The organism is Comamonas sp. B-9 (assembly GCF_000410635.1).
GTDB lineage: Bacteria > Pseudomonadota > Gammaproteobacteria > Burkholderiales > Burkholderiaceae_C > Comamonas.
In genome coordinates, this window is the sequence record NZ_KE148563.1 from 1 (window position 1) to 1,818 (window position 1,818).

The 1,818-nt window shown below is 68.0% G+C and carries 1 protein-coding gene; it reads right to left on the bottom strand.

Annotated features, from left to right (window positions below):
- The coding region (locus tag H928_RS27295) for a YhdP family protein (RefSeq protein ID WP_306729940.1) at positions 1-1,818 on the bottom strand (1,818 nt) is incomplete at both ends.

The window sequence follows — 1,818 nt, forward strand, 5'->3', positions numbered from 1 at the left end:
CTGCGGCCGCCGCACCCTCTGCCACGGGCGCGCGGGCTGGCGCCATGGCCTTGAGGCGCTGGGCCAGCGCCTGCCATTCCTGCACATCGACCTGCGGCAGCTGCACCTCGGCAATCACGCCCTTGGCCGGCAAGGTCAGCGCGCCAGCACCCAGGCGCAGCACGCCGCTGACCACCTTGTCGGGCACGGCATCATCGCTGCTGATGTCGCGCACATAGCGCAGCTGCAGCCGCCCCCCCACATCGAGTTGCATGTTCTGCCGCACCAGCGCGGCGCGTTGGCCCTCGGGCACGGTGCTGGCAAAGTTGGTCGGCCAGACTTCGTCGGCCGTCTTTTTCAGCGGCACCGGCAGCGCCAGCGCCATGCCGGCCAGATCACTGCGCACCTCCACCAGCGGCACGCCCTGGGCCATGCTGATGTCCAGCTGGTAGGCGGCCTGGCCTTGGGCCAGTTGCGCCAGCTGTACCACCGGGCCCAGCTCCTTGGCGCGCAGCAGGCCGTCTGCCGTGGCCACGCCATTGGCGCGTACCTTGAGGCGGGGGCCATGGTCCGCGCCAGCGGGCAGGCCGCTGACATCCATGCCGCCCGAGAACTTGACCGCACCGCCCAGCGCCTGGCCCTGCAGCTCCTGCAGCGCAAAACCATGCTCGGAGAACTGCACCGCACCGGTAACCTTGTCGACCACCGGCGAGTCATCATGGAACTGGATGCGGTTGCCCGCCAGCAGCACCTTGCCATCGACCTTGGACTGGGCCATGTCATGCACCGGCAGGGCGAGCTTGAGCTGCAGCTGGGCATCGCCATCGGCCTGGGTCTGCGCCAGCGCATGCTGGGTCAGCGCATCGATCGCGCTGCCGCGCACGGTGGCCAGCATATCAGCCAAGGGCCCGTTGGCCTGCGCATTGACGAGCACGCGCGTGGCATGGAAGTCGGGAATCTGGGCACTGGTCTGGTCGACCACGATGCGCTGGTTGCCGTCCAGAATGCCCTTGGCCTTGTTGACCTGCATGCCATTGCCCTCAAACACCAGCTCGCCCGAGAGGCGGTTGAGCTCCGGCCAGGGCTTTTCGCCGGGGTGCAGGTGCGAGTTGGGCACATAGGCATAGCGCACATCGCGCACCGGTGCGACGATGCGGAACAGGCCATGGCGAGAATCAGGGAAAGGCACCTCCCACAGATCGCCATCGATCTCGAACTGCACATTGCTGGCCTGGCCGGCCAGAACGGCATCGCGCACATAGTGGCGCGCATCGGGCGGAATGTGCAGCGGCAAATAGCGGTGCACCTGGGTGCCATCGGCCCGCTCAAGCACGCCCTTGAGCTGCAGGATGCCGGGAAAGCGCGAGTGGGACCCCGTCTTCTGCGGGTCGGCCGTCTGCCAGGACCAGCGCGCATGGCCGGCCGCATGCGCATTGGCAAACTCCAGCCGCTCGGACTGCATCTGGATATGCGCGCCCTGCACCGTCCACTGCAGCTGGGTGCTGGCCGAGGTGATGGGGACCTGCGGGTCTTCAAACACCGAAGGCAGGTAGAGCGCGCCATCGGCAAAGGCAATCTTGGCCTGGCCGCCACCGGCCCGCGCATCAATCGTCAGATCCAGCCCGCGCAGGCCCACATGCGGCTGCCCGGCCGCCAGCACCAGGCCGCCATGGCTGTCGCGCGCCGCATTGGCGCGTGGTGCCGCAGCCGGCATGCCAAAGGCCAATTGGCCCACATCGGCCTTGACCTGCCAGTCCTGCAAGGTATCCATATCACCGCGCCAATGGGCCGATGCGCTGCGGATCAGGCCGGCGGGCCGGTTGCTCTGCAGCCACTGGC